The organism is Novosphingobium sp. SG720, from assembly GCF_012275365.1.
Lineage (GTDB): Bacteria > Pseudomonadota > Alphaproteobacteria > Sphingomonadales > Sphingomonadaceae > Novosphingobium > Novosphingobium rhizosphaerae.
Map to the genome: position 1 here is coordinate 1,469,827 of NZ_JAAZQN010000001.1, position 24,926 is coordinate 1,494,752.

Genomic DNA, 24,926 nt, shown 5'->3' on the forward strand with positions numbered 1-24,926 from the left:
GAGGGACACCCGCTTAACGAGGGGGTCGGGAAAACCCTTCGCGGGAAATTTCTTATTCTTGCGGTTCGCGCTGCTTTCCTGCCGAAGATGTATGGTGGATGAATGCAATCGATTGTTGTAAGGCAAAGAACTCTGTGCCATGGTGCTTGCGAAGGGCCGGTGAAGCCCCTTGGGAGAGCGTCATGGAAATTGCCCACAATCCGGCCGAAACAGGGCCCAGCAGCGCCGGAGCCGGCATCGCGGGCCCGGTGCGGCCGCATCTGTCGTTGGCGCGGATTCTGGAAATGAACCTGGGTTTCCTGGGCTTGCAGTTCAGCTTTGGCCTGCAGCAAGGCAACATGGGGCCGATCTACAGCTATCTGGGCGCGAACGAGGCGCAATTGCCGTTGCTGGGCCTGGCCGGGCCGATCACCGGCCTGCTGGTGCAGCCGCTGATCGGCGCACTGTCGGATCGCACCGCCAGCCGCTGGGGCCGGCGCACGCCCTATTTCCTGATCGGCGCGGTGCTGTGCGCGCTGGGCCTGTTCCTGATGCCCCTGTCATCATCGGTGCTGATGGCGGCGTCGCTGTTGTGGCTGCTTGACGCGGGCAACAATATCACGATGGAGCCCTATCGGGCCTATGTCTCCGACCGGCTCAATCCCAAGCAGCGGCAGACCGGCTTCCTGTCGCAAAGCGCCTTTACCGGTCTTGCCCAAATGCTCGCGTTCCTGACGCCCTCGATCCTGGTGGGGCTGGGCATGAACCAGGACTGGGTCGATGCCCATGGCATTCCCTATACGGTGCGCGTGGTCTTCACGCTGGGCGCGGTGCTCTCGCTGGTCACTATCCTGTGGTCGGTGTGGCGCGTGCCGGAACTGCCCTTGACCGTGCAAGAGCGCGCGCAGATCGAAGCCGCGCCCAAGGGGTTTGGCGCGGCCCTGGCCGAAATTGCCGACGCCATCGCCACCATGCCGGTAGCCATGCGCAAGCTCGGGCTGATGAGCCTGTTCCAGTGGTCGGCCATGTCGGGCTATTGGCTCTACGTCACCTATTCCATCGCGCGCACGGTCTATCACACTGCCGACGCCCACAGTTCGGCGTTTCACAGCGCCGTTCTGACCAATGGCGAGATGGCTGCGTTCTATAACGGCATTTCGTTCGTCACCGCCTTTGCCATGGTGCCGCTGGTGCGCCGCATCGGGCCCGGGCCGCTGCACGCGTTGTGCCTGATGGCCGGCGGCCTTGGCATGCTGGCCCTGCCGCACGTGACCGACAAGGCGCTGCTGTTCGTGCCGGCCGTGGGCGTGGGCCTGGCCTGGGGCAGCATCATGGGCAATCCCTATGCCATCCTGACCAACTCCATCCCGCCGGCGCGCACCGGGGTTTACATGGGCATTTTCAACATGATGATCGTCATCCCCATGTTGCTGTTCGCCGTGGTGATGAGCGAGCTTGACCTGGGCTTCGTCAAGCTGGGCATGGGCGTCTATGCCCATGTCCTGGGCAGCGATCCGGGCAATATGCTTTCACTGTGCGGTGCCTTGCTGATCGCGGCGGCGTTTTCGGTGCTGTGGGTGCGCGAAGGGCGCCCGCAGGCGCTGCGCCTGGCAGAGGCAGCCGCGTGAGCCCGCTCTTGCTCAACCTGACCAGCGGCGCGGCGGCCATCGTGCTGGAGCCGCGCGCCGGCCGCGCACCTGCGTGGCGCCACTGGGGCGCGTTCGCCGATCCGGCCGGGCTTCCTTCGCTGGCCGACATGCGCGGGCCAGCCTCGTTCTCGCTGGATGAGGACGTTCCGCTCGATACCGCACCGCTGAATGGATTGGGCTGGTTCGGCCCTGCCGCGCTCAGCCTGCGCGATGGCGCGGGCAGGGGCATCGCCGTGGCCTGGACCGATTGCGATTGGGCGCGCACCAGCGACGGCGCGATGATCCGCCTGGAAGATGCGGCGCGCGGCGTGCGGCTGGTGCAGACGGTCATGGGCGATGGCCGGGGCGGATTTCGCCTGGCCGCCACGCTGACCAACACCGGCCCCGCGCCCGTCACGCTCGATTGGCTGGCAAGCGCGGTGCTGCCGCTGCCGGCCGATGCGACGCGGCTGGTATCCTGGCGCGGGCGCCACAATGCCGAACTCGTCGAGCAGGTAGAGCCGATGCCGGCGCAGGCGTGGGTGCGTGAAGGGCGGCGCGGGATTGCCGGCCACGGCGGGCCGCCGGGCCTGTTCGTGCTGGGGGAGGGCGCCGGCCACGCCACGGGCGCGGTTCATGGCCTGCAACTGTGCTGGTCGGGCGACAGCGTGATCCGCGTGGAGCGCGACGACGAAGGCTTTTTCGTGGCTCTCGCCGGGGCAAGGCTCGCGCCGGGCGAAGTGGTGCTGCACCCTGGCGAGAGCTGGTCAGCGCCCGAGGCGCTGGCCGTCTATTCTGACGAGGGGCGCAACGGCGCAACGGCGGTGTTTCACGCCGCCGTGCGCGCCATGGTGCGCTGGCCGGGTGGCGCCATGGCGCCGCGCAAGGTGCATCTCAATTCGTGGGAAGCCTGTTATTTCGATCACGACGAGGCGCGCATCCTGGCGCTGGCGCAAGCCGCCGCGCAGATCGGGATCGAACGTTTCGTGCTGGATGATGGCTGGTTCGTGGGGCGCGGAGACGATACCGCTGGCCTGGGCGACTGGACGCCAGACCCGGCCAAGTACCCACAAGGCCTGGCGCCGCTCGCCAACCAGATCACGGCCATGGGCATGGAATTCGGCCTGTGGGTTGAGCCGGAAATGGTCAATCCCGACAGCGCGCTGTATCGTGCGCATCCCGATTGGGCGCTGGCGCTGCCAGAGCGCGCGCGGCCCACGGCGCGCAACCAGCTCGTGCTCGACCTGTCCCTGGGCGCGGTGCGCGATTACCTGTTCGGCTGCCTCGATCGACTGCTGCGCGAGGTGCCGATCGGCTATCTGAAATGGGACCACAACCGCGACCTAGCCCCTGCCGGTGGAGCCGCCCAGGTGCGTGGGCTCTACGACCTGCTGGCCCGGCTACGCGCCGCCCATCCCAAAGTGGAGATCGAGGCTTGTGCGGGTGGCGGCGGACGCAGCGATGCCGGCATGGCGCCGTTCGTGCATCGCTATTGGACGAGCGATAATATCGACGCGGTCAGCCGTGTCGCTATCCAGCGCGGCTTCCTGGCGTTCCTGCCACCGGAAATGATGGGCAGCCACGTCGGCGCCAGCCCGGCCCATGCCACCGGGCGGGCCCAGGCGCTGGCGTTCCGCGCGGCCGTGGCCCTGCCGGGGCACTTTGGCGTGGAAATGGATCCGCGCACGCTCGCGCCTGCCGAGCGCGATGACCTTGCCGGCTGGATCGCGTTTCACCGTGAATGGCGCGATCTGCTGCATGGCGGCCAGGTCTGGTTGGGCGAGGGCAACGATGGCCTGGTTTGGCAGGCGCAAGGGACGCTGGACCGACAATTGCTGTTCGTGATCCGCCGTGCGCCAGCCCAAGACCGCCGGCCCCAGCCGCTGCGCCTGCCCCATCTGGCCGGGCAGGGCGTGCTGAACGTGCGGCTGCTGCGCCTGGCCGGCGGCACCGGCGGGCACGCTGCCCCCACCACGGCGCTGCACCGGGCGATGCATGATGCCCGGGTGGCGATGACCGGCAGTTGGCTGGCCCATGCCGGCCTGCCGCTGCCGCCGATGAATGCCCAGACCGTGGCGATCTTTGCCATCGAGGCCACGTGACAATGCCCCGATCCCCACGCCCCTTCTCTCCTTCCTTGCGCGCCTGACGCGCCAACCTGCACGAGGTCGCATGTCCGCCGATCCCCTTTCGTCCGTTTCCGATGCGCAATCGATTGCTCATATCTTGCGCCGTCAGCCCAGTCGGTGGGAGCCCCATGGCTATGACCCGGTCCCGGAAATTCCGCTGGTTACGGCGGCCGATGTGGCGCCGATCATGCCGGGGCTGGACCTGTGGGACTGCTGGCCCCTGGCGCACGAGGATGGGCGCACGGCGATGCACGCCGGGCGCACCTGGTGGTTTTTCCTCAGCGCACCCTGCTTTCCCGATCCCGTGCAGCGGCACGATGTGGCGCGCATCCGCCTGCTGTCCCATGGGGACGACGGTTGGCGCGATCACGGCAACGCCCTGCCAGATGGGCTGAACCCCGGTACGCGCGAATGGGCGGGCTGCGCCGTGCTGATGGATGACGGCGTTTCGGTGACGCTGTTCTACACCGTGGCCGGGCGCCAGGGCGGGGCATTTTCCTATGAGCAGCGGCTGTTTGCCGTGCCGGGCACGCTGGGCACCGACGGTCCCGGGGCATGGCAGGCGCCGCAAGAGATCGTCGCCGCCGATGGCGTGCGCTATGTCGCCGATCGCCAGGAAATCACCAATCCTGCGCCTGGCTCGATCAAGGCCTTTCGCGATCCCGCCTGGTTCCGCGATCCCGCCACGGGCAAGGCCCACGTGGTGTTCACCGGCAGCGCCGCCTGGACCAGCAATCCGCACAACGGGCTCGTTGGCCTGGCCACCCTGACCGCCGATGGCTGGCTGCTGGAAGACCCGCTGGTCGAGGCGATCGGCACCAACAACGAGATGGAGCGGCCCTGCGTGGTGTGGCGCGACGGGCGTTACTACCTGTTCTGGTCCACCCAGCGCCACACGTTCGCTCCCGGTGCGGTCGATGGGCCCAATGGTCTTTATGGGATGGTCGCCGAAAGCCTGACCGGCCCCTGGCGCCAGCTGAACGGCAGCGGCCTGGTTGCGCCCAATCCGGCCGGAGAACCGGGCCAGACATATAGCTGGTGGGTGACCGGCGAAGGCACCGTGTGGAGCTTCATCGACTATTGGGGCATGGCCGGGCGCAAGCTGGCCGACCATCCCGAACTGCTTCGCGCGCAATTCGGGGGCACCCCGGCGCCGGTGTTCAGCCTGGTGTTCGACGGCGATCGCGTCACGGTCGCGCCATAAGGCGGGGCAGGGTGCCCGGGCTGGGCTCTTTGAACTGGTCAGGCGCTTTCGCGCACGACCAGTTCGGGGGCCATGATGGTGGAAGGGGTTTCCACCCCGGCAATGCGCTGGGTCAGCAGATCGACCATTGCGCGGGCACCGCCGGCAATATCCTGGCGCACGGTGGTGAGGCGCGGAACGGTCTGCGTGGCGATCGGCACATCATCGAACCCGGTTACGGCCACGTCTTGCGGCACGCGCACGCCGCGTTCGTGCAATAGGCGCAACGTGGTCATGGCGATCACGTCTGATGCGCAGACGATGCCGTCGATACAGTTGCCCAGTTCGTCGAGATGCCCGGCCACCTGCTCGGGAATTTCGTCATTGGACAAGTGGGTGGAGCATGCGCGCATTTCCGGCGCATCGGCGCAGGCCGCCACGGCATCGCGCGCACCGGCCAGGCGATCGGCAATTTCCGGCGCGCCGGTATCGCCAAAGAACACCAGCCGCCGCTTGCCCTGGTCGAGCAGGCGTTGCGCCGCCAAGTGGCCACCCAGGCGATTGTCGGTGCCCACGGTGCAGTGGATCTGCCCCTCGCGGTGGCTGCCCCACACCACCATCGGCAGATAGCGCTCTGCCACCTTTTCGATCGCGTCCATCTGGTTGGACTGGCCGATCACCAGCGCGCCATCGAGCATGCCGGAATCCACGATGCGGTCGAGCCATTCATCGTCGCCGGGGATGACGCGCGAAAGCATCAGGTCGTGCCCGCTTTCGGTCAGTGCATCGGCCAGATGGCCGAACAGCGTCATGAAGAACGGATCGGAAATGTGCTGGCGCCGCTCGTGGCCCAGTGGAATGACCACCCCGATCACCCCGGTCTGCTGGGTGCGCAGGCGCCGCGCCATCTGGTTGGGGCGAAAGCCGTGTTCGCGGGCAATCGCCTGGATGCGTTCGCGCGTTTCGGCATTGACCAGGCTTTTGCCGGCAAGTGCGCGCGAAACGGTGCCCGCCGAAACCCCTGCCATGCGCGCAAGTTCCGCGATGTTGCGGATCCTGGGTTTGCTTCCCTCTCTTGCGGGCTTGTCGTTGGACGTTTCTGTCATGGCGATGCTTTTAACTGGGCAACCTTTGAAAGCAAGGTGCAGGGCGTAATTCCGGCATGGCGCAGCAGAAAGCATAAGGGGTGCCACTGATGCAGCCATGCCACAGCTTGCAGCAAAGTGTCAGCTGGCGATGCAATCCTTTGCATATGTCCAAAATCGGCATTGCAAACGATTGTAGTGCTGCTTATCACACAATCCATCGATTCCCGCGCCGCATGCGGGAACGTGTTCATGGGAGAGTACCTGATGAAGCCGTCCGCCTATCTGTCGTGTGCGTCTGCTGCCGCCCTTGCCGGCGCGCTGATCGCTGCGCCTGCCCTGGCCCAGGATGCCCAGCCGGCCGCCGCGCCCGCCGATGACGCCGCCGATGTGGCGCCGATCGTGGTGACGGCCGCTGCCGGTGGCAAGTCTGCCCAGCTTTCGTCGATCTCGGTTTCGCAGATCAACCAGGAAGCGGTGGCCAATTTCACCCCGCGTTCGCAGGCCGAAGTGCTGCGCACGATCCCCGGCCTCAACGTGCAGGACACCGCCGGCCCGGGCGGCAACGCCAACATCGGTGTGCGCGGCATTCCCGTGTCGACCGGCGGTTCGGAATATGTCGGCCTGCAGGAAGATGGCCTGCCGGTTACCCTGTTCGGCGATATCCAGTTCGGCAACAACGACTATTGGGTGCGCTTCGACAACAACGTGAACCGCGTGGAAGCGGTGCGCGGCGGTTCGGCGTCCACCTTCTCCAGCCAGGCGCCCGGCGCGGTCATCAACTACGTGTCGAAGACCGGCGAGCGTGACGGCGGCGAAATCGGCCTGAGCCAAGCGCTCAACTATCGCGAAACCCGCGTCGATTTCGATTACGGCGGCCACCTGTCGGACAGCGTCCGCTTCCACCTGGGCGGCTATGCCATCGACGGCAACGGCCCCACGCACCTGCCCTACAAGGCGCAGAGCGGCTATCAGATCAAGGGCAACATCACCAAGGACTTTGACGACGGCAAGGGCTACATCCGCTTCAACTTCAAGCGGTTGGACGACAAGGAGCCGACCTTTACCTCGATGCCCAGCCTGGTCACGCTCTCGGGCAACAAGATCACCGGCTACAGCACGTTCGACGGCGTCGACGCGCGCAAGTATGCCTCCACCGGCATCTACAACCAGAACTTCCAGATCCTCGATGCCAACGGCAACGTGCGCACCGTGGCGATGGAAGGCATCCATCCGGTGGCAACCGCGCTGGGCGGCGAATTCCACTATGAATTCACCCCCGCCTTCACCGTGACCGACAAGGCCCGCTGGACCTCGATGAGCGGCACCTTCGCCAACCAGTGGACCGGCGAAGCGACCACCGCCTCTGTCGCCGGCAGCGGCACGCTGCGCTATGCCGCCGGCCCCAATGCCGGGCAGGTCTACACCGGCCGCTTCGTCAGCAACAGCGCGCAGGCCTATGTCGACATGAAGGACGTGGGCAGCCTGGTGAACGACCTGACGTTCAGCGGCAAGTTCGACGTGGGCGACAATGCCAAGATCAAGGCCAACGCCGGCTGGTTCCACATGCGCCAGACCATCGCGATGGATTGGCGGATCAACAACGTCACCCAGTCGCTCAACGGCTCCAGCAACCCCGTGCCGCTCGACCTGTTCGATTCCTCGGGCAACCAGCTCACCGCCAATGGCCTGACCGGCTTCAACAACCAGTGGGGCGGCTGCTGCGGCGGGCGTTCGTACGACGTCAGCTATACCGACGATGCGCTCTATGGCCAGTTGGAAGGCCAAATCGACCGCCTGAACCTCGACGCCAGCGTGCGCTATGACAGCGTCAAGGCTTCGGGCGCCGCCTATGCGCCCGAACAGGTCGCCAACGTGACGGTGACCGACGCACTCGGTTCGGCCTCGATCCCGGCCTACAACACCAGCTCCACCCCGGCTAACCTGCTCAACTACACCAAGGGCTATGTCAGCTGGTCGTTCGGTGCGCTCTACGAAGTCAGCAGCGATACCAGCGTGTTCGTGCGCGTCAGCCGCGGTGGCCGCTTCAACGCCGACCGCCTGCTTTACAACAACGCCAACTTCACCGCCGATGGCAAGCTGACGGCGGGCGGCGATCACCTGTCGGTCAACTATGTCAGCCAGCAGGAACTGGGCCTCAAGCAGCGCGGCAACGTGGCGGGCGGGCGCTATCACGCCGAAGTCACGCTCTATCGCGTGCAAGTGAAGGAAAGCAATTACGACTTCACGGCGCCCTCGCGCGGGGAAAGCCCGTTCATCGACGCGATCTACCACTCTTATGGCGTGGAAGCATCGGCCGGGGTTTCGGCAGGCAAGTTCTCGCTCGATGGCTATGTGGTCTATACCCACGCTGAAAACGTCGGCACCAAGACCACCCCGGTGGCCATGCCCAAGTGGACCTGGCTGGTTTCGCCCAGCTATGACGCCGGGGTTGCGGCCGTGGGCTTCTCGGCCAGCGGTCAGTCCAACTTCCTGGTTTCGGGTGGCTACACCGCGCCGGGCCGCACGTTCGTGAACAGCTTCGTCAAGGTGCGTCCGGCCGACAAGCTGGAAGTGAGCTTCAACGTCAACAACCTGTTCAACACGCTGGGCTATCGCGCCAACAACGGTTCGATCGCGGTGGCCGCCGGCACCGGTGGCCTGGCCGCCAACCAGGCGATCTTCGACAACAGCGCCATGCTGGGCCGCACGATGACGGCGGCGGTGCGCTACAAGTTCTGACGGGATGTGGTGGGGGCCGGGTCCAATCCCGGCCACCACGATCTCGATCGGGTCGCAAAAAACCCGGCAAGGTATCTGACCTTGCCGGGTTTTTTATATTCTGGCGGCGGGCGCCCGGTTTGTCAGCCGGGTAGCGCCACGTCCAGCGCCTGGCAGCCCAGCGCGATCGCGCCGGTGATGCCGGCATCGTCGCCAAGCCCCGGCGTGACGATATAGGTGGCCAGCCCGGCATCGAGGCGCGGATGGCTTACATAGCCGTTGAGTTTCGCCTCGGTCTGCCGGCGGACGGATTCCACCAAGCCGGGTGCCTTCATGACACCGCCGCCGAAGATCAGGCGATCGGGCATATGCAGCAGCACCAGCGTGGCCGCCAGATGCGCGATATAGCCACCGATCAGATCGACGGCCGCGCTGTCGCCGGCCAGTTGATCCAGGCTCTTCCCCCAGCGCTTTTCGATCGCCGGGCCGGACGCCAACCCTTCCAGGCAATCGCCGTGATAAGGGCACGATCCGGCAAAGGGATCGGCGGTGCGATCGCGCGGCGGCAGGATATGCCCGCTTTCGAAATGCGAAATGCCCATGAGGGAGCGGCCATTGCTGACCACGCCAGTGCCCACGCCCGTGCCGATGGTGGTATAGGCCAAAGTGCGGCAGCCTTGCCCGGCGCCCTTCATCCATTCGCCCAGGCAGGCGCCGTTCACATCGGTATCCACCACGATCGGCGCGCCGAACTGGCCCAGCACATCGTGGAAGCGCGCACCCTGCCAGCCCGGCTTGGGCGTGGTGGTGAACGTGCCATAGGCGGGCGAGGCCGGATCGATGTCGATCGGGCCGAAACTGGCGACGCCAAAGGCGGCGACCGGGCCATGTTCTTCTTGCGCTTGGGCAAAGAAATCAGCCAGCGCGGGGAAGCAGGTTTCGGGTGTCTGTGTAGGAATGCGCGTGCGCGCCAGGATTTCTCCTTCGGGCGTGGCCAGGGCAGCGATGAACTTGGTGCCGCCGGCCTCAATCGCGCCGATCAGCGGGGCACCAGCCACGGGGGCGCCAATCTGGGGGGCAGCAGGCATCGTTTCTCCCTTTTGGAACACGCACAGGCGACAATCCGTGCACCGGGTCCTTGAAGGTGGGATGCCAGCATGGTCAACCTCTTTGCAATCGAATTATCTCGAAAATGGAAGTGCCCTGGCGCCTCTTTGCGGTGGGCAGCGAAATTGCGCGCGCTACCACCGTCGCGGACGGAAAGATGCTTTGCAGGCCGCTTCCCGCTTGCATACTTATGCGACGTGCATCCTGGGTCTTGAGCGACTAGGGCATGCATCGACAAGGACCCATTCCAAGGGGTCGCACGTTGCCCTGCATGAACGCATGGGTATGCGTGATGCGAACGATAAGGAGATCCGCCGATGGCCGACAGCAGTTGTTCTGCGCTTTTGCTTTTTGGCGCGACCGGCGACCTTTCCCGCCGGATGCTGTTGCCCTCGCTTTATGCCTTGCACGAAGACGGGCTGATCGATCCGGGCCTGCGTATCGTCGGCACCGCGCGTTCGGAACACCAGGACGAGGATTTCCGCGAATTCGCGCACCAGGCGCTCGACGAATTCCTGCCCGAAGATCGCAAGGATGAAAGCAAGCTGGCCAGCTTCCTGGCGCGGCTGGAATACCAGACGCTCGATGCCTCGAACGTCGATGGTTTTGCTGCGCTTTCGGAAAAGCTGGGCGATACCAGCTGTGGGCTCTCGATCTTCCTGTCGACCGCGCCCGCGCTGTTCGAACCCACCATCGAGGGCCTGCGTCGCGCTGGCCTGGCCCATGAAAATGTGCGCATCGGCCTGGAAAAGCCGCTGGGCAACAACCTGGAATCGAGCCGCCGCATCAACGATGCCGTGGCCGCCGGCTTTGCCGAAGACCAGATCTTCCGCATCGATCACTATCTCGGCAAGGAAACCGTGCAGAACCTGATGGCGCTGCGCTTTGCCAACATGATGTTTGAGCCGCAGTGGAACGCGGGCAATATCGACCACGTGCAGATCACGGTGAGCGAAACCGTGGGCCTGGAAGGCCGCAAGGGTTTCTACGACGATACCGGCGCGCTGCGCGACATGGTGCAGAACCATATGCTCCAGCTTCTTGCGCTGACGGCGATGGAGCCGCCGCGCGATTTCGACGCCACCTCGATCCGCGATGAAAAGGTCAAGGTGCTGCGCGCGCTGCGCACGGTAAAGGCCGAGGAAATGGTGCGCGGCCAGTATCGCGCTGGCGCGGTGAAGGGCGGCGGCGTGGCCGGCTATCAGGAAGACCTGGGCCAGGCATCGGACACCGAAACCTTCGTGGCGATCAAGGCGCATATCGACAACTGGCGCTGGCAGGGCGTGCCGTTCTATCTGCGCACGGGCAAGCGCCTGGCCGAGCGTCGCTCGGAAATCGTGGTGCAGTTCAAGCAGGTGCCGCACAACATCTTTTCCGAACGCGGCGGCAAGCTGCGCGCCAACCGCATGGTCATCCGCCTTCAGCCCGAGGAATACGTGCGGCTGCAGGTCATGGCCAAGGAGCCGGGGCTGGATCGTGGCGGCGTCGTGCTGCGCGAGGTGAACCTCGACCTGTCGCTCACCACGGCCTTTGCCAAGGCGCGCCGCCGGATTGCCTACGAACGCCTGCTGCTCGACCTGATCGAGGGTGAGCAGACGCTGTTCGTGCGCCGCGACGAAGTGGAAGCGCAGTGGAAGTGGGTCGATGCGATCCGCGCCGTCTGGGCCAGCGAAGACATGGAGTGCAAGCCCTATGCCGCCGGCAGCTGGGGCCCGAACGCGGCCATCGCCCTGACCGAGCGCGATGGGAGAAGCTGGAATGACTGAGGCAGCAAGCGCGCGCGTAAAGTGGGCCAAGCCCGGCGATGCCGCCGCCGTGGCCGACCGCATCGCCGCCGAACTGGCACGGCCGGGGGCCAAGCGCCTGGCCATGACAGGCGGCTCCACCCCGCTCAAGGTCTTTGCCTTGCTCAAGGATCGCGGCCTTGACTGGAGCGGCACCACCCTGGCGCTGACCGACGACCGGCGCGTGCCCGACGATCATCCCGCCAGCAATTTCGGCAAGCTTTTTGCCGCGCTGGGTGACAGCGGTGCCAGTTTCGAGCGCCTGGAAGAGGGCGCTCCGGTGGCCCCGTTCGACCTGGTGTGGCTGGGCATGGGCGAAGACGGCCACGTCGCCTCGCTGTTTCCAACCATGCAGGCGCTGGTGCGTCCCGGCGCCACGGTGATTGCCACCACGCCCATCCCGCTGCCGCCCGAAGCGCCGTTCGACCGCCTGACGCTGACGGCGCGCGCCCTCAAGGCGACGAAGGAGATCATCCTGGTCGTCACCGGTGCTTCCAAGAAGGCGCTGATCGAAGACGTGCTGGCGGGCAACGCCGATTATCCTGTTTCCGATTTCCTGCGCGGTGCCGATGGCCCGCCGGTTACCATTTACTGGAGCGAATGATGGCCCTTCATCCCACGCTGGCCAAGGTCACCGACCGTATCGTGGCGCGCAGCCGCGATAGTCGCGCCGCCTATCTGGACCTGATCGATCGCGCGCGCGATGCCGGCGTCAACCGCCCTCAGTTGACCTGCGGCAACCTGGCCCACGGCTTTGCCGCGGCCGGGGATGACAAGTCCACGCTGCGCGATGGCAAGGCGCTCAACATCGGCATTGTCACCGCCTTCAACGACATGCTTTCGGCGCACCAGCCCTATGGCCGCTATCCCGAACAGATCAAGGTCTTCGCCCGCGAAGTGGGGGCCACGGCGCAAGTGGCGGGCGGGGTTCCGGCAATGTGCGATGGGGTGACGCAGGGCCAGGATTCGATGGAACTGTCACTGTTCAGCCGCGATACCATCGCCATGAGCACGGCCGTGGGCCTTTCCCACGGTATGTTCGAAGCCGCGCTGTTCCTGGGGATTTGCGACAAGATCGTGCCCGGCCTGATCATCGGCGGCCTGCGCTTTGGCCATCTGCCCACGATCCTGGTGCCGTCGGGCCCGATGCCCTCGGGCCTGGCCAACAAGGAAAAGGTGCGCATCCGCCAGCTCTATGCCGAAGGCAAGGTGGGGCGCGAGGAACTGCTCGAATCCGAAAGCGCCAGCTATCACTCGGCCGGCACCTGCACGTTCTATGGCACGGCCAATTCCAACCAGATGATGATGGAAATGATGGGCCTGCACATGCCCGGTTCCAGCTTTGTCTTGCCGGGCACCAAGCTGCGCCAGGAATTGACGCGCGCCGCCGTGCACCAGGTGGCCAAGATCGCCTGGAATGGCGACGATTATCGTCCGCTTGGCCACTGCGTGGACGAAAAGGCCATCGTCAATGCTGTCGTCGGCCTGCTGGCCACGGGTGGCTCCACCAACCATGTGATCCACATCCCCGCGATGGCCCGCGCCGCTGGCGTGCAGATCGACTGGGACGACATGGACGAACTGTCGCGCGTGGTGCCGCTGATCGCCAGCGTCTATCCCAACGGGGCGGGCGACGTGAACTATTTCCACGCCGCCGGCGGCATGCCCTATGTCATCCGCGAGCTGCTGGATTCGGGCCTGGCCCATGGCGATATCCGCACCGTCTATGGCGCCTCGCTGGCCGAAGGCGCGCAGGAACCGGTGATGGATGGCGACACGCTCAAGTGGAACCCGGCGCCGATGAAAAGCAGCGACGACAGCATGCTGCGCCCGGTCTCTGCCCCGTTCCAGCCCGAAGGCGGCCTGCGCCTGCTCCAGGGCAATCTCGGGCGTGGCACCATCAAGCTCAGTGCGGTGGACCGCTCGCGCTGGACGATCGAAGCGCCCGCGCGGGTGTTTTCGGACCAGAACGATGTGCTCAAGGCGTTCAAGGCCGGCGAACTCGAACGCGACGTGGTGGTCGTGGTGCGCTTCCAGGGGCCGGCGGCCAATGGCATGCCCGAACTCCACAAGCTGACCCCGCCACTTGGCGTGCTGCAGGATCGCGGCTTCCGCGTGGCGTTGGTCACCGACGGGCGCATGTCGGGCGCCTCGGGCAAAGTCCCGGCCGCCATCCACGTTTCGCCCGAAGCCAAGCTGGGTGGCCCGCTGGCCAAGCTGCGCGATGGCGACGTGGTGCGGGTGTGTGCCGATACTGGCCGGCTTGAAGCGCTGGTCGATGCCGATGAATGGGCAGCACGCGAAGAAGTTGCCGCCCCGGCCGAAGCGATGGGCGTGGGTCGCGAACTCTTTGCCCTGATGCGCCATCATTCCGATCCGGCCGAACGCGGTGGTTCGGCGATGCTGGCCGCAGCCGGCCTGTAACGCCTTGGCGCATTTGGGGGAGGATACCATGGAACTCGTAGCCGTCGACATCGGCGGGACGCACGCGCGCTTTGCCCTGGCCACCGTCGAAGGGGGCCGCGTCACGCACCTGGGCGAAGCGGTCACGCTCAAGACCGCTGAACATGCCAGCTTCCAACTGGCCTGGGAGGAATTCGCTCGGCAGAACGGCGGCACCGTGCCCAAGGCCTGCGCCATTGCCGTGGCCGGGCCGGTGGGGGGCGAGGTGATCAAGTTCACCAACAACCCCTGGATTATCCGCCCGGCACTGATCCCGGAAAAGCTCGGTGCCGATCGGTATGTCGTGGTCAACGACTTTGCCGCCGTGGCCCATGCCGTGGCCCAGGCTGATAACGAGCATTTCATCCACTTGTCTGGCCCCGATGTGCCGCTGCCCGAACAGGGCGTGCTCAGTGTGGTTGGGCCGGGCACTGGTCTTGGCGTGGCGCAGCTCTGGCGCCATGCCCAGGGCTATCAGGTGCAGCCCACCGAAGGCGGGCATATCGACTATGCCCCGCTCGACGGGATCGAGGATGCCGTGCTGGCCCGCCTGCGCAAACGGCATCGCCGGGTTTCGGTGGAGCGGGTGGTGGCGGGCCCCGGCATCGTCGATATCTACGAAACCTTGGCCCTGATCGAAGGCGCGCCGTTCATCCCGCGTGACGACAAGGCGATCTGGACCCTGGGCAGCAGCGGCGAAGACAGCCTGGCTGCCGCCGCGATCGACCGCTTCTGCCTGTCGCTGGGCAGCGTGGCGGGCGATCTGGCCCTGGCGCATGGCGCCTCGGCGGTGGTGATGGCCGGTGGCCTGGGCCTGCGCATCAAGGATTGCCTGGTGCGTTCGGGCTTTGCCGAACGCTTCCGCGCCAAGGGCCGGTTCGAGCAGATCATGGCGCAAATGCCGGTAAAGCTGATCACCCACCCGCAGCCCGGACTGTTTGGCGCGGCGGCCGCCTTTGCCCAGGCGAACAAGGACTGACCGGCAAGGACTGATTTGCCGCCCCGGCCGCCTTGCACAAGCGGGGCGGCCGGGGCACAATCGGCGCCATGCATGTCATTCACGATCCCACCAGCGAACCGGAAGAAACCATTGCCTTCAGCGATTTCCTGAAGGTGGATATCCGCATCGGCACGGTGCTTTCCGCAGAAGAACTGGTGGGCGCGCGCAAGCCCTCGATCCGGCTGGTGATCGATTTCGGCCCCGGCGTGGGGCACAAGAAAAGCTGCGCGCAAGTGGCCGCGCTCTATGATCCGGCCGAGTTGGTCGGGCGGCAGGTGGCCGCCGTGGTCAACTTCCCGCCGCGCCAGGTGGGCAAGGCGATGTCCGAAGTGCTCACCCTGGGCTTTGCCGACGCGGAGGGCCGCGTGGTGCTGGCCAGCCCCGAACGCCCCGTGCCCAACGGCGCGCGCCTGCTGTGAGCGGGCCGACGATCTGGACCATCGGCTATGAACAGGCGACGCTGGATAGCGTGATCGGCACGCTGAAAGGGGCAGGGGTGGAAGTGCTCGCCGACGTGCGCGCCCTGCCGCTCTCGCGCCGCCCCGGCTTTTCCAAGACGGCGCTGGCCGGCGCGCTGGCGCAGGCCGGCATCGCCTATGTTCATTTCAAGGCCCTGGGTACGCCCGCCGATGGCCGCGCCGCCGCACGGGCGCACGATCACGCGGCGCTGGAACGCATCTATGCCGGCCAGCTCGAACTGCCCGAAGCGATTGCTGCCGGCGCGCAATTGCACGCGCTCGCCCAGGAAAAGCGCGTGGCGCTGCTATGCTATGAACGTGCGGCGCCCGAATGCCACCGAACGCTGCTGCGCGAGGCGGTGCTGCCGGAATTTGCGGCGGTGGACTTGGTGCCGGGCCAGGACTGAACCACCGCTCCATCAGCCGGCGAAGCCGGGGGTGGAGGGGCGCCTAGCGCGCCAGTTCCTCGTCGAGGAACGCCGCCACGTCGGCCAGGTCCACGTCCTTGGCCAGGAACGTCTGCCCGATGCCGCGCATCAGCAGGAAGGGCAGGGTGCCCGCGTCCATCTTCTTGTCGTGGAGCATATGGTTCTTGAGCGTGTGCCCGTCGCAGTCCATCGCGAGCGCCTTGAGCGAGGCGGGCAGGCCGACGGCAGCAATATGGGCGGCCACGCGCTCGGCATCCTGCCCGCGCATCAGGCCGATCCGCGCCGAATAGCGCGCCGCCAGGATCATGCCCAGTGCCACGCCCTCGCCATGCAGCAGCCGGTCGGAAAAGCCGCACTGCGCTTCCAGCGCATGGCCGAACGTGTGCCCCAGGTTGAGCAGAGCACGCACGCCGGTGGTTTCCTTTTCGTCGGCCGCGACGATGCGCGCCTTGGCGGCGACGCTATGGGCGATGGCGTGTTCGCGCGCGTCGGCCTCGCCGGCCAGCAGGCGCTGCGCGTTCGCTTCGCACCAGAAGAAGAAGACGGCGTCGTCGATCAGGCCGTATTTCACCACTTCGGCATAGCCGGCGCGCACGTCGCGCAACGGCAGGGTATCGAGGCTGAGCGGATCGGCCAGGACCAGGCTGGGCTGGTGGAACGCGCCGACCAGGTTCTTGCCCATGGGGGTGTTGATCGCGGTCTTGCCGCCTACGCTGGAATCGACTTGCGCCAAAAGCGTGGTGGGCATCTGGATGAAGCCGCAGCCGCGCTTGAGCATCGAGGCGGCAAAGCCGGTCAAGTCGCCGATCACGCCGCCGCCCAGGGCGACAATGTTATCCTTGCGCTCCACTTCCTGGGCCAGCAGCCAATCGACCACGCGGGCCAGGCTTTCCCATGATTTGGTCGCTTCCCCGGCAGGCAGCACCAGCCACTGGCTGGCAATGCCCTGCGCGGCGAAGCTGGCCGTCACCGTCTCGGCCCAGGCAGCGGCAACATTCTCGTCGGTCACCACGGCCACGGTGTTCTTGCGCAGGAACGGGCGGCACAGCGCACCGGCGCGGGCAAGCGCGCCTTCCTCGATCACCACGTCATAGGGGGCGCCGGCAATGGCAACGGGAATTACAGCCATGCGTCTATCGCTTTCAGGATGCGGCTGGCCGTTACGCCGTGGGGCAGGTTGCCGCTGGTGATGTGGATCGCGGCCTGTTCATAGGCCGGCCGCCGTTCGTCGCGCAGGCGAGTGAGGATTTCGCGCGGGTTGCCGCCGCGCAGCAGGGGTCGGTTGTCCTTGCGGCCCACACGCTCCACCAGCGTGTCGATATTGCTGTCGAGCCAGACCGACACCGCCTTGTCGAGAATCAAGGCCCGCGTCTCGGGATCGACGAAAGCGCCGCCGCCGGTGGCCAGCACTTTGCGCCGGGCCGGCGTGACGCCATCGAGCAGGCGCGCGATCACGCGGCGCTCGCCGCTGCGGAAATAGGGTTCGCCATAAGTGGCGAAGATTTCGGGGATCGGCATCTGCGCAGCGCGCTCGATCTCTTCATCGGCGTCGATGAACGGCACGTCGAGCAGGCTGGCCAGCTTGCGGCCCACGGTCGTCTTGCCCACGCCCATCATGCCCACCAACACCACCGGCCGATCGAGCCGGCGGGCGATGCGGGCGATTTCCGCCATGGAAAGAGGAGCGCTGTCGTGGTCCATTGCCGCGCCGCCTATACTTGCGCTAGGGCCAAGCGCAAGCGCCGTGGCAGCGAGGCAACGTGAACAATCAGGGTTCGATGCAAAGAGGCAAGCCGGAGACGGAAAAAGAGCGCCTGCCATGGCCGGCGATCGGCGGCGGACTGGTGGCGGCCGTGGCCCTGGCGCTGCTGGTGCTGGCCTGGAAACTGGGCGGCCCCCGTCGCGCCGATTGGGTCGAACAGCCTGTCGCGGCGCCTGCCTCCGCATCAGCCCCTGCCGCTGCCACCACGGGCGTCAATTCGGGAAGCAAGCCATGACACCGCGCCTTTTCCGCCATGCCCTGCTGGGCTGCGTTGCCGTGGCCGGGATGACCGGCGCCCTGCTGGCGCAGGAATCACTGCTGCCGCCCGGGTTCGACAAGCCGGTGAGCCAGCCGGCCCGGCCCAAGCCGGCCACGCCGGCGGCCAAGCCTGCTGCCGCGCCCGCGCCGCGTCCCGCGGCACCAGGTGCCGCCGCAAAGCCCGCCAATCCGGCGCAGGCTGCCACGTCTTCGCCGGTGATCCAGCCTCTGCCGCTCGATGACAACGCCGATGTGATCGCCGGCCCTGCCGATCCGCTCGATTCGATCGATCCAGCCACGCTCGATGCGCTGATCGCCAAGGCCCAGCCCAAGTACGATATTCCGCCCAGCGCGCAGCGCAGCCTGGCGCGGGTGGGCGTGATCGACCAGGTGGATGGTGGTTTCCCCGCCACATCCACGCACTATCTCAACGGCGCGTTCGTGGAACAGCTCCTGGGCCGCATGCGCGGGCCGATGGTGTCGCGCTGGGGCCACATCCTGGTGCGGCGCGCGCTCGCCAGCCGGATGGATACCCCGGTGGGCATGAACGGCGCGGATTGGGCGGCGCTGCGCGCCAGCCTGCTGCTGCGCATGGGCGAGGCGGATGCCGCGCGCGCCATGGTGCAATCGGTGGATAGCGGCTTTTTCACGCCGGGCCTGGAAGATGCCGCCATGGGCGCATTCCTGGCGACGGCCGATCCCGTGGGCCTGTGCCCGATCACCGCGCTCACCGCCGCCGGGCGCCAGGGCACGCCGTGGGACCTGACCCGCGCGATCTGTTCGGCTTTTACTGACGATGGCCCGCCGGCCATGGCCCAGCTTGACCGCCTCATGCGCCGGGGCGGCGCAGACAAGATCGACATCCTGCTGGCGCAGAAGCTGGCTGGCGCGACATCGGCCACCCGCCGGGCGGTCAACATCGAATGGAAGGATGTCGACCAGCTCACCCCGTGGCGCACCGGCCTGGCCTTTGCCGTGGGGCTGGAGCCGCCGCAAACCCTGCGCGAACAGGCCTGGGCGGACTATGCCGTGCTGGCCGTGCGTGCGCCGATGCTGCCTATCCCTGCGCGCTGCGCCGCGGCCGACGTGGCGGCCGGGCGCGGCATTCTGTCGAGCGCGGCGATGGTCGATCTCTACAGCCAGCTCGCCGAAATCAACGCCCAGGACGGCGCCGATCAGGACAAGACCTGGGGACCGCTGGCCGACAAGCTGCGCACCGCCTATACCGCAACCGACGCCGCCGATCGGCTCGCCGCGATCAAGGGACTGTGGGGCACGGCCGATGATCCCGATCGCGCTTATTCACGCCTCGTGCTCACGGCCTATGCCGCGGCGCGCATGATGCCCAGCCCGGATATGGCGGGCGATGCGGGCGGGCTCATCGCCTCGATGCTGACCGCCGGGCTCGATGCCAATGCGATGCGCTGGGGCACAGTGGTGCCGGTGGGCAGCGAGCCCTGGGGGCTCATCGCACTGGCCGCCCCGGTCAAGACCGCTGCGATCGGCGGCGATGCGCTGGACACGTTCCGCAAGGATGATGACAGTTCCGGCGCCCTGCGTTCGCAGTTCCTGCTTGCCGGGCTGATGGGCCTGGGCCGGGTGGACGATGGCACTGCAGGCGCCTTTGCCGGCAAGCTCAAGATCGACATGGGCCGCCAGACGCGCTGGACCCGCGCGATCGACGATGCGGCCGAATCGAACAATCCCGCGCTGGTGGCGCTGCTTGCCGGGTTCGGCATGCAGGCGGCGAGCTGGGACAAGATGACTGCGGTGCATCTCTACCATATCGTTTCGGCGCTTCGCCGCGTGGGCCTGGACGGCGAAGCGCGGATGATCGCGGCCGAAGCGGTGGCGCGGGTGTGACCAAAGGCCGGGCCCGGGGCCAGCCCCAACCTGGGCCCGGCCCGAATTCCCCGGCGGTGGCGGCGTTCCTGGCGATGATGGCGGCCGAACGCGGCGCGGCTGCCAATACCCTTGCCGCCTACGCCCGCGACCTGGCGGGGGCGGAAAGCGTGGTGGGCGATCTCCTGGGCGCCGATGGCGATGCGCTCACTGGCCTGGCGCAAAGCTGGGCAAACCTGGCGCCGGCCAGCCAGGCGCGCAAAATCTCCGCGCTGCGCCAGTTCATGGCCTTTGCCCAGGACGAAGGGCTGCGCGCCGACGATCCTTCCACCGCGCTGGTGCGTCCGCGCGCCCGGCGCCCGCTGCCGCGCCTGCTCGATCATGCCGAAATCGGCCGTTTTCTGGAAACGGCGGAGGCCGATGCCGCCGCCGGCACGCCAGAGGGGGTGCGCCTGCTGGCGCTGGTTGAACTGCTCTATGGTTCGGGCCTGCGTGCCACCGAACTGGTCTCACTGCCGCTGGCGGCCTTGCCGCGCGACGTGCCGTTCCTGGCGATCACCGGCAAGGGCGGGCAACAGCGGCTGGTGCCGGTGTCCACCCGCGCGCTCGCCGCGCTGCGGCGCTGGCTGGCGGTGCGGCCGGGCGGCTCGCGCCATCTCTTTCCATCTCCGCGTGGCGGGCATCTGACGCGCGTCAGGCTGTTCCAACTCGTGCGCGATCTGGCCCTGCGCGCCGGAATCGATCCCGAAAAGGTCAGCCCGCATGTGTTGCGCCACGCCTTTGCCACGCATCTGCTCGACGGCGGGGCGGATCTGCGCGTCTTGCAAACCCTGCTGGGCCATGCCGACATTGCCACCACCGAGATCTATACCCACGTCGATGCCGCGCGGCTGGTGGCGCTGGTCAACGAAAAGCATCCCCTGCGCCATCGCTGATCCGCGCGCGACCATTGACCAAACGCGCGCGTGTCCCTAGCGCAGGCGCCATGATTTCGTACCTCGAATTCGAAAAGCCGGTCGCCGCCCTGGAAGCCCGTATCGCCGAACTGCGCGATACCGCCGCCGCCAGCGGCGAACTGGACATCGCCGCCGAGATCCGTCGTCTTGAAACCAAGTCGGCCGAGCTTCTGGCCAGCACCTATCGTGCGCTGACGCCCTGGCAAAAGACCCAGGTGGCCCGCCATCCGGCACGGCCGCACTTCCGCGACTATGTGGAGCGGATGTTCACCGGGTTCATGCCGCTGGGCGGGGACCGCCTCTATGGCGAGGACCAGGCGATCATCGGTGGCTTTGCCCGCCTGGGCAACCGCCGGGTGATGCTGATCGGCCATGAAAAGGGCAACGACACGCAAAGCCGCATCCGCCACAATTTCGGCATGGGCAAGCCCGAAGGCTATCGCAAGGCGGTGCGCCTGATGGAAATGGCCAGCCGATTCGGCTTGCCGGTGGTGACCCTGGTGGATACCTCGGGCGCGTTTCCCGGCGTCGAGGCCGAAGAACGTGGCCAGGCCGAAGCCATCGCGCGGTCTACCGAAGCGTGCCTGGCGCTGGGCGTGCCGATGGTGGCGACGATCGTGGGCGAGGGCGGCTCGGGCGGGGCGGTGGCGTTGGCCAGTGCCGAACGCGTGCTGATGCTCGAACATGCCGTCTATTCGGTGATTTCGCCCGAAGGCTGCGCCTCGATCCTCTGGCGCACGGCCGAAAAGGCACCCGACGCTGCCGAAGCGATGAAAGTGACCGCGCAGGACCTGCTTTCGCTGGGCGTGATCGATCGCATCGTGCCCGAACCGGTGGGTGGTGCGCATCGCGACCCGGCGGCGGCCTGCACCGTTCTCTCCGCAGCGATCGGCGAGGAACTCGATCATCTGGCCGGCAAGAACGCCGATGCCCTGCGCGCGCTGCGCGCTGAACGGTTCCTGCGCATCGGCGCCTGATTCGACCGCGATACAAGGAAAAGGCCGCCGGACAGCGCATGTCCGGCGGCCTTTTTCGTTGCGCGCCATGCGGCGTGCCGGCGGCCAACGAAAAAGGGCGGAAAAAGGCCCCCGCCTTCTTCCGCCCTTTCCGTTTTGTTCGCCCAGCCTGTTTTGGCCGGGCGGCGGCGCCTCTTAGAGGTGGCCGTCCTGAGCGTTGTTCATGTCGTTCGACACGAGGTTGAAGGTGCCCGAGAGCGAGTTGCCCAGCGCGCCCATGGCGGTGATGGCAGCAACGGCGATCAGCGCAGCGATCAGGCCGTATTCGATGGCGGTGGCGCCTTCTTCGTTGCGGAACAGGTCACGGATGAGCTTCATAATTGGTCTCCTGAAGAGGTCTTCTTTTCCCGGCCCGCACCGGCGTCTTGTCTCGCTGCGGACGACTTGGGATCTAGGCAAAAAAACCTAAGATGCGCTTAATGCGCCTGCTGCGCATTTGTGCTGGCCTGGTCGATAATGTGCCAAAGCCGGTAGAGTTGATTGGTAAACGCGTTGAGGCCAAAGACGATCGACAGCCCCAGCACGCCAACCAGCAGGCCGTATTCCACGAACGTCATCGCGTCGCTCTCGCGCACGATCTTGCGCAGGAAATTCTTCATCGAACGGCCCCATCCACCTATGCATCTTTCCGCATAGCCGCGGCTAACCTAAGAAACCGTTGCACGCTGGCTTGCCGCCATGCCCTATTTCCTGCCGGAACGGATTGATCGATGTCTGCATCTCTGCCTGCTCTTGCCGCTTCCACGCCTGCCCCGCTGCTGGTGGTGGCGGCCGCGCTGGTGGCGGGTGAAGGGCGCGCGGCGCGCCTGCTGCTGCAGCAGCGGCCGCTGGGCAAGCATCACGGTGGCCTGTGGGAGTTTCCCGGCGGCAAGGTGGAACTGGGAGAAACGCCGTCGCTGGCCCTGGTGCGCGAACTGGCCGAGGAACTGGGAATCGCAGTTGCCCCGTCCGATCTGGCACCGCTCACCTTTGCCGTGCGCGAGGCTGGGAGCGCCGATGGCGGCGGGCGCGATCTGGTCCTGCTGCTCTACCGTTGCGACGCCTGGGAGGGTGTCCCCAGGCCAGAGGCGGGCGCCGCGCTGCAATGGGTGGACGGCCCGGGCCTGCGCGCGCTGGCCGTGGAAGAGACAATGCCACCGCTCGATATTGCCTTGTGCATAACTGCCCAAAATCTGCTCGAGCCCTGAACAAGGTGCTTGCCAACCTGCGCAGTCTGACATAGAGGCGCGGCTCCCCGGCACCCGTAGCTCAGCTGGATAGAGCATCAGACTACGAATCTGAGGGTCGGACGTTCGAATCGTTCCGGGTGCGCCATTCCCTTCAAGGGTGTGGGGCAGGGGAAAGGCTCCTTACCGGGCCACACATTGGCAGGCACCCGTAGCTCAGCTGGATAGAGCATCAGACTACGAATCTGAGGGTCGGACGTTCGAATCGTTCCGGGTGCGCCATTGCCTCCTGCGGGCTGCTGGCCCTAAGGCGGGCCGCCCGCGCGTTGATCGCACCGGGCACAGACATCGGCAGGCACCCGTAGCTCAGCTGGATAGAGCATCAGACTACGAATCTGAGGGTCGGACGTTCGAATCGTTCCGGGTGCGCCAGTCGCTTTTCCACACTTCCATCATCGATCTGACATCAGGCGGGCGCCGCAATGGGGCGTTGCGTCGCTTTCGCGTTTCCGCTGTCCATCGGCGCGCCACCATGGCGCGGTGCCGTGGGTTTGGCGATGCGGGCGCACGGTCTGCGCGGGTAAAACGGTGCCGGCATCTGGGCTTGGCAATCCTGCCTTGAGCGCCGCGGCCGGCGGTGATTTTGGGTGCACCGCAATGCCGCAATGCAGCACTTTTGCGTTATACTAGTATAAACACCGATGATCTGTGTTCCCTGCGTATCATTTATCATCTTGGCATGCGTTCGGCGTTGCGAAAGCCGCGATGATGGTTCAATGGGAAAGCCGGTTTTGCGAATACGCAGAGCCTTGAGGCAGCCAGAATAAGGATATTGAGACTTGGCCAAGTCCGCCAGGCCGCGTGCCGCCAATCCCCGCTCCTCCGCCCCCAAGCCTGCTGCCGTGGCCGCGTCGGTTCCCGACGTTTCCGCAGCGCTCAGCAGCCCGGTCGAGGACGATGCCACTTTCGCCCTGCGCAGCCTTCAGCAGGCGCACGCGAACAACAAGCGCTATGACGCCTCGGACGCCGAGCTGCTCAAGTTCTACGAGCAGATGGTGCTGATCCGCCGCTTCGAGGAAAAGGCCGGCCAGCTCTATGGTCTTGGCCTGATCGGCGGCTTCTGCCACCTCTACATCGGCCAGGAAGCCGTGGCGGTGGGCCTGCAGTCGGCGCTCAACGAAGGGCACGACAGCGTCATCACCGGGTATCGCGACCATGGCCACATGCTGGCCTATGGCATCGATCCCAAGGTGATCATGGCCGAATTGACCGGTCGCGGTGCGGGGATCTCGCGCGGCAAGGGCGGGTCGATGCACATGTTCTCGACCGAGCACAAGTTCTTCGGCGGCCACGGCATCGTCGGCGCGCAGGTCTCGCTCGGCGCGGGCCTGGCCTTTGGCCACAAGTACCGCGACGATGGCGGCGTGTGCATGGCCTATTTCGGCGATGGCGCGGCCAACCAGGGCCAGGTCTACGAAACCTTCAACATGGCCGCGCTGTGGAAGCTGCCGATCGTGTTCGTGGTGGAAAACAACGGCTATGCCATGGGCACCGCGGTCAAGCGCGGTTCGGCCGAAACCCACTTCTATCGCCGTGGCACCGCGTTCCGCATCCCCGGCATGCCGGTCAATGGCATGGACGTGCTCGAAGTGCGCCAGGCGGCCGAAGTGGCGCTGGAATATGTGCGCGGCGGCAATGGCCCGGTGCTGATGGAACTCAACACCTATCGCTATCGCGGCCACTCGATGTCCGACCCGGCCAAGTATCGCAGCCGTGAAGAAGTGCAGGAAATGCGCGAGAAGCACGATCCGATCGAAAGCGCCAAGCAGGAACTGCTCAAGCGCGGCGTGACCGAAGACGCGATCAAGGACATCGACAAGAAGATTCGCCAGCAGGTGGCCCAGGCCGCCGACTTTGCCGAAAGCTCGCCCGAGCCGGACATGGCAGAGCTTTATACCGACGTGCTGGTGGAGAAGTACTGA

22 protein-coding genes and 3 tRNA genes are annotated in these 24,926 nt (G+C 66.3%); 19 read left to right on the forward strand and 6 right to left on the reverse strand.

Going from position 1 to position 24,926, the window contains the following annotated elements; translation table 11 throughout:
* Positions 1-284: 284 nt before the first annotated feature.
* The 3 genes from FHW94_RS06645 (at position 285) to FHW94_RS06655 (ending at position 4,940) form a co-directional block, all read left to right on the forward strand.
* A complete protein-coding gene (locus tag FHW94_RS06645) occupies positions 285-1,607 on the forward strand; it encodes an MFS transporter (protein ID WP_168555519.1) in 1,323 nt (440 codons plus the stop codon).
* Entirely contained in the window at positions 1,604-3,709 is a 2,106-nt protein-coding gene (locus tag FHW94_RS06650; RefSeq protein ID WP_349237451.1) for an alpha-galactosidase, read from the forward strand. The genes FHW94_RS06645 and FHW94_RS06650 overlap by 4 nt, the downstream gene beginning before the upstream one ends.
* Before the next feature lie 70 nt (positions 3,710-3,779).
* On the forward strand, positions 3,780-4,940 hold the full coding sequence (locus FHW94_RS06655; RefSeq protein ID WP_168554892.1) for a glycoside hydrolase family 68 protein: 1,161 nt from the start codon (positions 3,780-3,782) through the stop codon (positions 4,938-4,940).
* 38 nt (positions 4,941-4,978) lie between these two features.
* Here the strand turns inward: FHW94_RS06655 and FHW94_RS06660 are convergent, their stop codons facing one another.
* Complete coding sequence (locus tag FHW94_RS06660) at positions 4,979-6,025, reverse strand: LacI family DNA-binding transcriptional regulator (RefSeq protein WP_168554893.1); 1,047 nt, start codon at positions 6,023-6,025, stop codon at positions 4,979-4,981.
* A gap of 246 nt (positions 6,026-6,271) precedes the next feature.
* Here FHW94_RS06660 and FHW94_RS06665 point away from each other — a divergent pair, with 246 nt between their 5' ends.
* On the forward strand, positions 6,272-8,746 hold the full coding sequence (locus FHW94_RS06665; RefSeq protein ID WP_168554894.1) for a TonB-dependent receptor: 2,475 nt from the start codon (positions 6,272-6,274) through the stop codon (positions 8,744-8,746).
* Between the two features lie 122 nt (positions 8,747-8,868).
* On the opposite strand, the gene FHW94_RS06670 is transcribed toward FHW94_RS06665, so the two are convergent.
* Positions 8,869-9,813, reverse strand: coding sequence for an ROK family protein (locus FHW94_RS06670; RefSeq protein WP_168554895.1), 945 nt, complete (start codon positions 9,811-9,813; stop codon positions 8,869-8,871).
* A 336-nt stretch (positions 9,814-10,149) separates the two neighbouring features.
* Between FHW94_RS06670 and zwf the strand changes: the two genes are divergently transcribed.
* The 6 genes from zwf (at position 10,150) to FHW94_RS06700 (ending at position 15,923) form a co-directional block, all read left to right on the forward strand.
* A complete protein-coding gene (gene zwf, locus FHW94_RS06675) occupies positions 10,150-11,598 on the forward strand; it encodes a glucose-6-phosphate dehydrogenase (protein ID WP_168554896.1) in 1,449 nt (482 codons plus the stop codon).
* Positions 11,591-12,220, forward strand: a complete 630-nt coding sequence (locus FHW94_RS06680; protein WP_246865907.1) for a 6-phosphogluconolactonase — start codon at positions 11,591-11,593, stop codon at positions 12,218-12,220. Before zwf ends, FHW94_RS06680 begins: the two co-directional genes overlap by 8 nt.
* Positions 12,217-14,040 carry a phosphogluconate dehydratase gene (gene edd, locus FHW94_RS06685; RefSeq protein WP_168554898.1) on the forward strand — a complete coding sequence of 608 codons (1,824 nt, stop codon included), beginning with the start codon at positions 12,217-12,219 and terminating at the stop codon, positions 14,038-14,040. Before FHW94_RS06680 ends, edd begins: the two co-directional genes overlap by 4 nt.
* A gap of 28 nt (positions 14,041-14,068) precedes the next feature.
* On the forward strand, positions 14,069-15,037 hold the full coding sequence (locus tag FHW94_RS06690; RefSeq protein WP_168554899.1) for a glucokinase: 969 nt from the start codon (positions 14,069-14,071) through the stop codon (positions 15,035-15,037).
* Positions 15,038-15,105: 68 nt separating this feature from the next.
* Positions 15,106-15,477 (forward strand): tRNA-binding protein, encoded by a 372-nt coding sequence (locus tag FHW94_RS06695; protein ID WP_168554900.1) that lies wholly within the window; start codon positions 15,106-15,108, stop codon positions 15,475-15,477.
* Positions 15,474-15,923: a DUF488 domain-containing protein gene (locus FHW94_RS06700; RefSeq protein WP_168554901.1), complete on the forward strand. Its 450-nt coding sequence runs from the start codon at positions 15,474-15,476 to the stop codon at positions 15,921-15,923. The genes FHW94_RS06695 and FHW94_RS06700 overlap by 4 nt, the downstream gene beginning before the upstream one ends.
* A gap of 43 nt (positions 15,924-15,966) precedes the next feature.
* Here the strand turns inward: FHW94_RS06700 and aroB are convergent, their stop codons facing one another.
* Together aroB and FHW94_RS06710 are read right to left on the reverse strand one after the other, a co-directional pair.
* On the reverse strand, positions 15,967-17,073 hold the full coding sequence (gene aroB, locus FHW94_RS06705; protein ID WP_168554902.1) for a 3-dehydroquinate synthase: 1,107 nt from the start codon (positions 17,071-17,073) through the stop codon (positions 15,967-15,969).
* Positions 17,064-17,645, reverse strand: a complete 582-nt coding sequence (locus FHW94_RS06710; protein WP_168554903.1) for a shikimate kinase — start codon at positions 17,643-17,645, stop codon at positions 17,064-17,066. The genes aroB and FHW94_RS06710 overlap by 10 nt, the downstream gene beginning before the upstream one ends.
* Before the next feature lie 77 nt (positions 17,646-17,722).
* Here FHW94_RS06710 and FHW94_RS06715 point away from each other — a divergent pair, with 77 nt between their 5' ends.
* Genes FHW94_RS06715 through FHW94_RS06730 form a run of 4 tightly spaced genes read left to right on the forward strand, consistent with a single transcriptional unit; the run spans position 17,723 to position 21,739 of the window.
* Entirely contained in the window at positions 17,723-17,941 is a 219-nt protein-coding gene (locus tag FHW94_RS06715) for a hypothetical protein (RefSeq protein WP_168554904.1), read from the forward strand.
* Positions 17,938-19,827 carry a hypothetical protein gene (locus FHW94_RS06720; RefSeq protein ID WP_168554905.1) on the forward strand — a complete coding sequence of 630 codons (1,890 nt, stop codon included), beginning with the start codon at positions 17,938-17,940 and terminating at the stop codon, positions 19,825-19,827. Before FHW94_RS06715 ends, FHW94_RS06720 begins: the two co-directional genes overlap by 4 nt.
* A gap of 56 nt (positions 19,828-19,883) precedes the next feature.
* Positions 19,884-20,741, forward strand: a complete 858-nt coding sequence (locus FHW94_RS06725; protein WP_349237482.1) for a tyrosine recombinase — start codon at positions 19,884-19,886, stop codon at positions 20,739-20,741.
* Between the two features lie 50 nt (positions 20,742-20,791).
* Complete coding sequence (locus FHW94_RS06730) at positions 20,792-21,739, forward strand: acetyl-CoA carboxylase carboxyltransferase subunit alpha (RefSeq protein WP_168554906.1); 948 nt, start codon at positions 20,792-20,794, stop codon at positions 21,737-21,739.
* A gap of 174 nt (positions 21,740-21,913) precedes the next feature.
* Here the strand turns inward: FHW94_RS06730 and FHW94_RS06735 are convergent, their stop codons facing one another.
* Both FHW94_RS06735 and FHW94_RS06740 read right to left on the reverse strand, forming a co-directional pair.
* Positions 21,914-22,096 (reverse strand): Flp family type IVb pilin, encoded by a 183-nt coding sequence (locus FHW94_RS06735; protein WP_168554907.1) that lies wholly within the window; start codon positions 22,094-22,096, stop codon positions 21,914-21,916.
* A 98-nt stretch (positions 22,097-22,194) separates the two neighbouring features.
* On the reverse strand, positions 22,195-22,377 hold the full coding sequence (locus tag FHW94_RS06740; protein ID WP_168554908.1) for a Flp family type IVb pilin: 183 nt from the start codon (positions 22,375-22,377) through the stop codon (positions 22,195-22,197).
* 111 nt (positions 22,378-22,488) lie between these two features.
* Between FHW94_RS06740 and FHW94_RS06745 the strand changes: the two genes are divergently transcribed.
* The 5 genes from FHW94_RS06745 (at position 22,489) to pdhA (ending at position 24,926) form a co-directional block, all read left to right on the forward strand.
* Entirely contained in the window at positions 22,489-22,965 is a 477-nt protein-coding gene (locus FHW94_RS06745; protein ID WP_168554909.1) for a (deoxy)nucleoside triphosphate pyrophosphohydrolase, read from the forward strand.
* Positions 22,966-23,015: 50 nt separating this feature from the next.
* Positions 23,016-23,092 (forward strand) — tRNA-Arg (locus FHW94_RS06750).
* A 57-nt stretch (positions 23,093-23,149) separates the two neighbouring features.
* Positions 23,150-23,226, forward strand: a tRNA-Arg gene (locus tag FHW94_RS06755).
* A gap of 73 nt (positions 23,227-23,299) precedes the next feature.
* Positions 23,300-23,376 (forward strand) — tRNA-Arg (locus FHW94_RS06760).
* A gap of 539 nt (positions 23,377-23,915) precedes the next feature.
* Positions 23,916-24,926, forward strand: coding sequence for a pyruvate dehydrogenase (acetyl-transferring) E1 component subunit alpha (gene pdhA, locus FHW94_RS06765; RefSeq protein WP_246866014.1), 1,011 nt, complete (start codon positions 23,916-23,918; stop codon positions 24,924-24,926).

Coding starts and splice junctions, on each gene's coding strand:
- FHW94_RS06645 (WP_168555519.1), top strand. CDS start 285: ATGAACCTGGGTTTCCTGGGCTTGCAGTTCAGCTTTGGCCTGCAGCAA.
- FHW94_RS06655 (WP_168554892.1), top strand. CDS start 3,780: ATGTCCGCCGATCCCCTTTCGTCCGTTTCCGATGCGCAATCGATTGCT.
- FHW94_RS06660 (WP_168554893.1), bottom strand. CDS start 6,025: ATGACAGAAACGTCCAACGACAAGCCCGCAAGAGAGGGAAGCAAACCC.
- FHW94_RS06665 (WP_168554894.1), top strand. CDS start 6,272: ATGAAGCCGTCCGCCTATCTGTCGTGTGCGTCTGCTGCCGCCCTTGCC.
- FHW94_RS06670 (WP_168554895.1), bottom strand. CDS start 9,813: ATGCCTGCTGCCCCCCAGATTGGCGCCCCCGTGGCTGGTGCCCCGCTG.
- zwf (WP_168554896.1), top strand. CDS start 10,150: ATGGCCGACAGCAGTTGTTCTGCGCTTTTGCTTTTTGGCGCGACCGGC.
- FHW94_RS06680 (WP_246865907.1), top strand. CDS start 11,591: ATGACTGAGGCAGCAAGCGCGCGCGTAAAGTGGGCCAAGCCCGGCGAT.
- edd (WP_168554898.1), top strand. CDS start 12,217: ATGATGGCCCTTCATCCCACGCTGGCCAAGGTCACCGACCGTATCGTG.
- FHW94_RS06690 (WP_168554899.1), top strand. CDS start 14,069: ATGGAACTCGTAGCCGTCGACATCGGCGGGACGCACGCGCGCTTTGCC.
- FHW94_RS06695 (WP_168554900.1), top strand. CDS start 15,106: ATGCATGTCATTCACGATCCCACCAGCGAACCGGAAGAAACCATTGCC.
- aroB (WP_168554902.1), bottom strand. CDS start 17,073: ATGGCTGTAATTCCCGTTGCCATTGCCGGCGCCCCCTATGACGTGGTG.
- FHW94_RS06710 (WP_168554903.1), bottom strand. CDS start 17,645: ATGGACCACGACAGCGCTCCTCTTTCCATGGCGGAAATCGCCCGCATC.
- FHW94_RS06715 (WP_168554904.1), top strand. CDS start 17,723: ATGCAAAGAGGCAAGCCGGAGACGGAAAAAGAGCGCCTGCCATGGCCG.
- FHW94_RS06720 (WP_168554905.1), top strand. CDS start 17,938: ATGACACCGCGCCTTTTCCGCCATGCCCTGCTGGGCTGCGTTGCCGTG.
- FHW94_RS06730 (WP_168554906.1), top strand. CDS start 20,792: ATGATTTCGTACCTCGAATTCGAAAAGCCGGTCGCCGCCCTGGAAGCC.
- FHW94_RS06735 (WP_168554907.1), bottom strand. CDS start 22,096: ATGAAGCTCATCCGTGACCTGTTCCGCAACGAAGAAGGCGCCACCGCC.
- FHW94_RS06740 (WP_168554908.1), bottom strand. CDS start 22,377: ATGAAGAATTTCCTGCGCAAGATCGTGCGCGAGAGCGACGCGATGACG.
- FHW94_RS06745 (WP_168554909.1), top strand. CDS start 22,489: ATGTCTGCATCTCTGCCTGCTCTTGCCGCTTCCACGCCTGCCCCGCTG.